This is a genomic window from uncultured Maricaulis sp. (genome assembly GCF_905480005.1).
Lineage (GTDB): Bacteria > Pseudomonadota > Alphaproteobacteria > Caulobacterales > Maricaulaceae > Maricaulis.
Genome location: NZ_CAJQOO010000003.1, coordinates 1 through 7,176, shown reverse-complemented (window position 1 = coordinate 7,176; position 7,176 = coordinate 1). Strand labels below are relative to the sequence as shown.

Genomic DNA, 7,176 nt, shown 5'->3' with positions numbered 1-7,176 from the left:
ACCCTGATGGCCAAGATGGGCCGCAAGACACTCACCCTGCAGCTCGCCGAACCGCTGACAGCCCTGCCGGAGGCGCTCGCCGTGGACGGGCTGAGCCTGGCCGGGGACGGTCATGCCCTGCATTTCGACTATGACACCCAGTCCGACCGGACCGGGATCACCACCTTGCTGAGCAATCTCAATGCGGCCGGCGTGTCGGTGCGCGACCTGGAGACCCGGCAAAGTTCGCTGGAAGAGATCTTTGTCGATCTCGTGGGAGGCGCATCATGAACTGGCGCGGCGCACTGACCATCTACAAGGCTGAAATGGCCCGTACCGGGCGGACGCTGATGCAGTCCATCCTCGCTCCGGTGATCTCGACCTCGCTCTATTTCGTCGTCTTCGGGGCGGCCATCGGCTCGCGCATGGAATCGATCGACGGGATTGGCTATGGCGCCTTCATCGTGCCGGGCCTGGTGATGATGATGATCCTGATGCAGTCGGTCTCGAACGCCGCCATCGGTATCTATTTTCCCAAATTCAACGGGACGGTCTATGAGCTGTTGTCCGCACCGATCTCGGCGCTGGAGATCGTCACCGGATTTGTCGGCGCGGCAGCGACCAAATCGCTCATCCTGGGCGCACTGGTGATGACCACGGCCAGTTTCTTTGTGCCGATGGAGATCCAGCATCCATTCGTCATGCTGGCCTTCCTGGTGATGACCGCGGTGACCTTCTCCCTGTTCGGCTTCATCATCGGCATCTGGGCGGATAATTTCGAACAGCTCAACATCGTGCCGATGCTGATCGTCACGCCGCTGACCTTCCTGGGCGGCAGTTTCTATTCGATCTCCGTCCTGCCGCCCTTCTGGCAGACCGTTACCCTGTTCAACCCGGTCGTCTATTTGATCAGCGGTTTTCGTTGGAGTTTCTACGGTGTCGCGGACGTTGATATCGGCGTCTCGCTGGCCGCGATTGCCGGCTTCTTCGCGCTCTGCCTCGTCATTGTCTGGCGCATTTTCAAGACCGGCTACCGGCTCAAGACGTAAGGACGCTGCTCCGTGACCACCCATCGCTATGCCATTTTCGACGTTTTCACCGACCAGGCCCTGGCGGGCAATCCGCTGGCCGTTGTTTTCGGTGCGGATGATCTCGACGACGTCGCCATGCAGGCCATTGCCGGCGAGTTCAACCTGTCCGAGACGGTCTTCATCTCCGAGCCGCGCGGACGCGATGCCGATTACGGCCTGCGCATCTTCACACCGCGCGAGGAATTGCCCTTTGCCGGTCACCCGACCATCGGGGCCACAATTGCCCTGACGCTCGCCAGCGGGGCCTCAGAAGGCCAGCGCAAGCGCTTTGTGCTCGAGGAGACGGTCGGCGATGTCACCGCGGATGGCCGGGTCAATGGACCGCGTCACGGCTCGGCCCGCTTCTTTGCGCCGAAACTGCCGGAACAGGTCGGTGAGTTGCCGGATTTTGACGGCATCGCCGCGGCGCTGGGGCTCAAGCCCGGTGATCTGCTGGATACGCCTGTGCGCGGCGGGATCTGGTCGGCGGGTGTGCCCTTTGCCATCGTCCCGGTGCGTGATCCGGCGCGACTGGCCGCGATCAATCTTGATCTGTCGACCTTCGAGCAGGTCTTCGGCGGAGCGGAGCCGGTCTGCGCCCTGGTGGTTTCAAAGGCGACCTTGACCGAGCACACCCTGGATTGGCGGGCGCGCATGTTCGGGCCGCATCTGGGCATTGTCGAGGACCCGGCGACGGGTGGCGCTGCGGCGGCCTTTGCCGGCCTGATCAGCGAGCAGGGCGGTCTTGGCGAGGGCGAGCATGGCGTCGATATCTATCAGGGCGTCGAAATGGGCCGACCCAGCCTGATCCGCCTGCGCCTCAAGCATGAAGGCGGCAAGCTGACCGATCTCATGCTCGGCGGCGATGCGGTGAAAATCGCCGAGGGCGAGCTCTTCACGGGCGACATCACCTAGCGCAGAGGTCGCGCGGTGAAGACATCATCGCGTGTCGCCCGCGGCAGGATGACTCGGAGGAAATGGGTGGTGTAGCGCTTGAGGAAGCGCTTGCCCTTGGTCTCGTCGCCAGGGTCGAGCGCCCGCAGACGAATGAGCGCGCTGTGTTCCTTGCCATCCATGTCGAAATAGCCGACCCGCTTGCCCGGCGAGGCCGCCGTGATGCCGGCGGCCAGCGAGGCCTCATAGCTCGGCGGGATGCGGTCACGCAGAAAATTGGCCAGCAGTTCGCGGCGGTCGACATGCAGGGAGAGCCGGTTCTTGTGGCAGGAATTCACATGCCGGTCCTGGATCAGGGAGAGCTGGGCGTCGATCTCGATCCGGGTGACGCTGTTCCCGGCCTTGAACTGGGTCTCGCGGGTTTTCTTGGGCGCGGTCAGCCAGATCGAGAAGTCATCGACCGGCAGGCCAGTATCATCCACGGCTTCGACGACAATCTGGTAGAATTCGCGGAAACGGCTGCCATCGGCCCCGGCGCGACCGAGAATGCGGTCACGCAGGGCGTCGGCCTCGGCACCGTCCTGGGCGAGCTGGCGGGTCTCGTGGCAGATCGCCGCCCAGTCGTCGATCACGGTGCGATACCCGTCCGCCCCCTTCACGCCGAGGGCCTGGAGGATCAGTTTTTCAAGCCGTTCCGAGACGGTCTTGTCCTTTGATGCACTGTCCCCGGCGGCCGGTTTGAGAATGCTCAGATGGCTGCGGTCCGGGATGACGGCGAAGGGTGTTTCATCCGGTCCGCGCCGCGACCAAGCGCGGAAATCCGGTTTCAGGATGGAGCCCTTGGAAAAATCGACCGTGACGCCGCGCGGGTCGATATTGGCGGTGGCAACCCGCACTGTTCCGTCCCAGGCCTTCTCGCCAAGAATACCGGTTCCGAAGATCGGGTCGGCGCCGACGATGACATAGGGGCGGGTGCCGTTTTCGGAGAAGGGGCTTTCAGTGTGCCCGTCCGCGCTCAGCCGGTCGCGCAGGGCGAGGTCTTCCTGGAATTGCGAGGCCAGTTCCAGCGCGTTGAGGAAATGCGTGCCGGTCTGGAACCCATTGGTGAAGCCCTTGGTCAGTCGCCCCAGTGTCGAGCGTCCGATCGTGGCCAGTGGCGAGCCGAAATTGGCCGGTGCCAGCATCAGGAAATTGGCGACCGGCGCGCCGCCGCGGGGGAAATATTCCGCCATCCACCAGCGGGCGACGAGCGCCCCGGTCGAGTGAACGACGACATGGAAGCGGGCGGGCAGTCGTCCATCGCCCTGCATCTCGGCGATGACCGCGTTCAGGCGTCGGCCGGAATCCGCGATTCGGACATCATCATCCATCGACGGATAGCCGCCGAGGAAGACGTCCGAGGTTTCATATCCCTTTGCGGCGAGGAGTTCGCCAACTCCGGCCATGGACTTGTCGCTGGCACTCCAGCCATGGATCAAGAGGACGTGTTCGGGCATTGCAACCTCCGGGGATTTTTCCGGAGGTTACCACTTGGCGCCGTGTCTTGTCAGCTGGACTCGTATTCATCCTCGGCTTCATCCCACCAGGGGTGCCAGGGTGGCAGGTCTTGCGACACTGTCATCGGGAAATCCGGGGCGCGTTTTTCCAGGAAGGACATCACCCCTTCCTTGGCATCGGCGCCCATGCCGGCATGCAGGATTCCCTGGGTCTCGACGCGGTGCGCTTCCATCGGATGGGCTGCACCCTGCATCCGCCAGGCCATGCGCCGCATCATGGCGACCGAGACCGGGGCGCAGCGCTCGGCAATCATCCGCGCCCGGTCGCGGGCCTCGCTCATCAGGTCTTCCGCCGGAACGACGCGCGCGACCAGACCGGATTCGAACGCTTCGGCAGCGCTGAAGGTGCGCCCGGTCAGGCCCCAGTCCATGGCTGTCGAGATGCCGACGACCCGCGGCAGGAACCAGCTCGCACAGCCATCCCAGACAATGCCACGCTTGGCGAAGGGATAGGCGAATTTGGCGTCCATCGAGGCCAGTCGGATATCCATCGGCAGGATCATGGTCGCGCCAATGCCCACCGCGGCGCCATTGATCGCTCCGATGACCGGTTTCAGCGTGTTCCAGATACGCAGATTGAGCAGCCCACCGCGATCGCGCCATTTCGGATCGCTCGCATCGAACGTCCCGTCATCCTGGGTCTGGGCGACCATGTTGAAGGTCTCGGTGCCGGTCGAGAGGTCGGCACCGGCACAGAATGCGGGCTTGCTACCGGTGATGATGATGGCGCGGACCGTATCGTCGGCATCGGCCTCATCCAGCGCCGCGATCATCTCGTCACCCATCTCATAGGTGAAAGCGTTGAGCCGGTGTGGCCGGTTCATCGTCAGGGTCGCGATCTGCTCGTCGACATCGTACTGGATCGTGGAATAGGCCAACCGAGCCCCCTCATGCTTGTGGCGTTTGCCGCATGATGGGGTGGTGTTCCGGGCTTGTCATCCCTGCCGGACGCCGGGCGCCGGGAAACCCGTCTGGTTCTCCCGTGCGGACTACTCGCCGACCTGGAAGAGCTTGCCGCGCTCGGTGATGATCACGATGAGCAGGGCGGTAGCGGCCATCAGGGCCTGGCTGATCACGAGCGGCGTGGCCGTGCCGTCATAGAGCTGACCGACATACGCTCCGATCGCGGCGCCGATGACACCCGTGGTGAAGCCGTAGACGGCCGAGGCGGTGCCGGCGACATGGCCGACCGGTTCCAGCGCCAGGGCCGAGAAATTCGCCGCTATCAGGCCGAGGAAGGCCATGGCCGCTGACAGCATGATCAGGAAGAGCACGAAATTGTCGACCCCGCTGGCAAGGATGACAGCGTGGACGGCAGAGATGACCGTGAAGGCGATCAGCGCACCGTGGGAGAGGCGGCGCTGGCCAAGCCGCATAACCAGCTTGGAATTGACATAGCTCGACACCCCGATCCCGCCGGCAATGGCGGCAAAGGCGAAGGGGAAGGCGGTGTCGGAGAGGCCGAAATGCCCGACGAAGATCTGTTGTGACGAGCCTAGAAAGCCGTACAGCCCGCCGAAGAAGGGGGCGCCGGCGAGTGTATAGCCAACCATGAGGCGATGCCGGAATGTCTCCTTGAACGCCGCCATGAGCGGCTTTACCCGCAAGGCGACCCGGAATTCCGGGTGCAGGGTTTCCGGCAGGCGCACTTGCAGCCACACCATCAGGCCGGCCCCGAACACGACCAGAAAGCCGAAGATCCAGCGCCAGGGTGCGATCATGAGAATGGCCTGGCCGAGCATGGGCGCGAGGACGGGAACGGCCATGAAGGCCGTCATCACCATCGACATCACTTCCGCCATGCGGCGTCCCGATGTCAGGTCCCGCGCGATCGCGGTGACGATGACCCGGCAGGCGGCCGCGGCGGCACCCTGGAAGAAGCGGGCGACGAGCAGAAGCTCGAATGTCGGGGTCAGCGTGCAGATCAGGCTGGTCAGGATGAAGAAGGCCAGGGCACCCTGGATGACCAGCTTGCGTCCGAAGCGGTCGGACAGTGGCCCATAGATCAGCTGGGCTGCCCCGAAGCCGATCAGATAGACGCCGATCACGAATTGCTGGTCATTCTCGGCCAGAACGCCAAGATCACTGGCAATATCATCCAGTGCCGGCAGCATCATGTCGATCGCCAGCGCGACCACGGCCGTCATCGCGACCAGAAGCGCGACGAGTTCCGTGAGCGACATTGGCAAGGTGTCGCCGGTGGCCTTTTTAGGCTGGGTCATGACGGGCTCCCGGGGAGCGGTATGGGACCATACCGCTCGAGTGAAATGCGACTTCAGCGCGTAAAGTGCAAGTCTTGCAGGTGCATGACAGCTCAGGCGTTTGCGTATGGGTCGTAGAAAAGATGGGCCTGAAAGCTCGCGGCGATACGATTGGCGCGCTCCAGGAAGGCGGCCTTTGCCGCCGGCGTGGCACCGATTTCATCCAGTGTCAGGTCGAACAAGCCCAGCCAGCGCTCGAAATGTCCCGGAGAAATCTGCGGCTTCAGCTTCACATGCGCGGGCATGGGCCGGCCGGCATAGCCACCATCATGAAAGACAAGCGCCGACCAGAAGGACTTCATCGTTTCCAGATGCGGCCCCCAGTCTCCCGGTATCGCCCGGGCGAAGACCGGTCCCAGCAGATCGTCGCTGCGGACATGACCGTAGAAGGTCTCGACCAGATCGGAGATCTGATCACGCGTAACCCCCATCTCCGCCGCTTCTGTACGGGCGGCCAGGCGGGCTTCGGTGACGCGGACAGGGATGGGTGAGGACATGGGGGCTATCCTGACTGCCGCAGCCCTGCCTTAAACGTTGAAGCGGAAGTGCAGGACGTCGCCATCCTTGACGATATAGTCCTTGCCCTCGGCGCGCATCTTGCCGGCTTCCTTGGCCGGGGCCTCGCCGCCGCAGGTGACATAGTCGTCATAGGCAATGGTCTCGGCGCGGATGAAACCCTTCTCGAAATCACCATGGATGACGCCGGCCGCCTGCGGGGCGGTCCAGCCTTCGCGGATCGTCCAGGCGCGGGCTTCCTTCGGGCCGGCGGTGAAATAGGTTTGCAGGTCCAGCAGTGAATAGCCGGTATGGATGAGGCGATCGAGGCCGGGCTCTTCAAGGCCGATCGCTTCCATGTATTCGTCGCGCTCCTCGTTTTCCAGGAGGGCCAGCTCACTCTCGATCTTGGCGGAAATGACCACAGCCTCGGCGCCTTCCTCGGCGGCCCGCTTGAGCACGATCTCGGAATAGGCATTGCCCGTGCCCGCGCTTTCCTCATCGACATTGGCGATGAAGAGGACCGGCTTGGTGGTCAGGAGCTGCAGGCCGCGCCAGGCCTTGCGGTCATCCTTGGCAATCTCGGCAAAGCGCGCGGGGCGGCCCTCATTGAGCTGTGCCAGCGCCACATCGATCAGGCCGAGACCGGCCTTGGCTTCCTTGTCGCCCGACTTGGCCCGCTTCTCGAGGCCGGCCTTGCGCTTTTCCAGGCTTTCCAGATCGGCCAGCATCAGCTCGGTCTCGACGGTTTCGAGATCGGCGAGCGGGTCGATCCTGTTGTTCACATGGGTGATGTCATCATCATCGAAACAGCGCAGCACATAGGCGATGGCATCGGTTTCGCGGATATTGGCCAGGAATTGATTGCCCAGGCCTTCGCCCTTGGAGGCACCTTCGACCAGGCCGGCAATATCGACGAAA

Annotated in this window: 7 protein-coding genes and 1 pseudogene; 3 read left to right on the top strand and 5 right to left on the bottom strand. The window is 63.4% G+C overall.

Annotated features, from left to right (window positions below):
- From QZ266_RS00425 to QZ266_RS00415, 3 genes and pseudogenes are all read left to right on the top strand, one after another.
- Window positions 1–270, top strand: a pseudogene (locus tag QZ266_RS00425) (multidrug ABC transporter ATP-binding protein); the annotation flags it as partial.
- Window positions 267–1,028 (top strand): ABC transporter permease, encoded by a 762-nt coding sequence (locus tag QZ266_RS00420; protein ID WP_295690573.1) that lies wholly within the window; start codon window positions 267–269, stop codon window positions 1,026–1,028. The pseudogene QZ266_RS00425 and the gene QZ266_RS00420, both read left to right, overlap by 4 nt.
- Window positions 1,029–1,040: 12 nt before the next feature.
- Window positions 1,041–1,964: a PhzF family phenazine biosynthesis protein gene (locus tag QZ266_RS00415; RefSeq protein ID WP_295690571.1), complete on the top strand. Its 924-nt coding sequence runs from the start codon at window positions 1,041–1,043 to the stop codon at window positions 1,962–1,964.
- On the opposite strand, the gene QZ266_RS00410 is transcribed toward QZ266_RS00415, so the two are convergent.
- The 5 genes from QZ266_RS00410 to ychF all read right to left on the bottom strand — a co-directional run.
- On the bottom strand, window positions 1,961–3,439 hold the full coding sequence (locus tag QZ266_RS00410; protein ID WP_295690568.1) for a hypothetical protein: 1,479 nt from the start codon (window positions 3,437–3,439) through the stop codon (window positions 1,961–1,963). The genes QZ266_RS00415 and QZ266_RS00410 overlap by 4 nt on opposite strands.
- Window positions 3,440–3,489: 50 nt before the next feature.
- On the bottom strand, window positions 3,490–4,377 hold the full coding sequence (locus QZ266_RS00405) for an enoyl-CoA hydratase-related protein (RefSeq protein ID WP_295690565.1): 888 nt from the start codon (window positions 4,375–4,377) through the stop codon (window positions 3,490–3,492).
- Window positions 4,378–4,488: 111 nt separating this feature from the next.
- Window positions 4,489–5,721: a multidrug effflux MFS transporter gene (locus QZ266_RS00400; protein ID WP_295690563.1), complete on the bottom strand. Its 1,233-nt coding sequence runs from the start codon at window positions 5,719–5,721 to the stop codon at window positions 4,489–4,491.
- Window positions 5,722–5,813: 92 nt separating this feature from the next.
- Window positions 5,814–6,257: a group III truncated hemoglobin gene (locus QZ266_RS00395; RefSeq protein ID WP_295690561.1), complete on the bottom strand. Its 444-nt coding sequence runs from the start codon at window positions 6,255–6,257 to the stop codon at window positions 5,814–5,816.
- 30 nt (window positions 6,258–6,287) lie between these two features.
- Window positions 6,288–7,176 (bottom strand): redox-regulated ATPase YchF (ychF, locus tag QZ266_RS00390; RefSeq protein WP_295690558.1); only part of this gene is annotated, 889 nt, incomplete at its 5' end.

Coding starts and splice junctions, on each gene's coding strand:
- QZ266_RS00410 (WP_295690568.1), bottom strand. CDS start 3,439: ATGCCCGAACACGTCCTCTTGATCCATGGCTGGAGTGCCAGCGACAAG.
- QZ266_RS00395 (WP_295690561.1), bottom strand. CDS start 6,257: ATGTCCTCACCCATCCCTGTCCGCGTCACCGAAGCCCGCCTGGCCGCC.
- QZ266_RS00420 (WP_295690573.1), top strand. CDS start 267: ATGAACTGGCGCGGCGCACTGACCATCTACAAGGCTGAAATGGCCCGT.
- QZ266_RS00400 (WP_295690563.1), bottom strand. CDS start 5,721: ATGACCCAGCCTAAAAAGGCCACCGGCGACACCTTGCCAATGTCGCTC.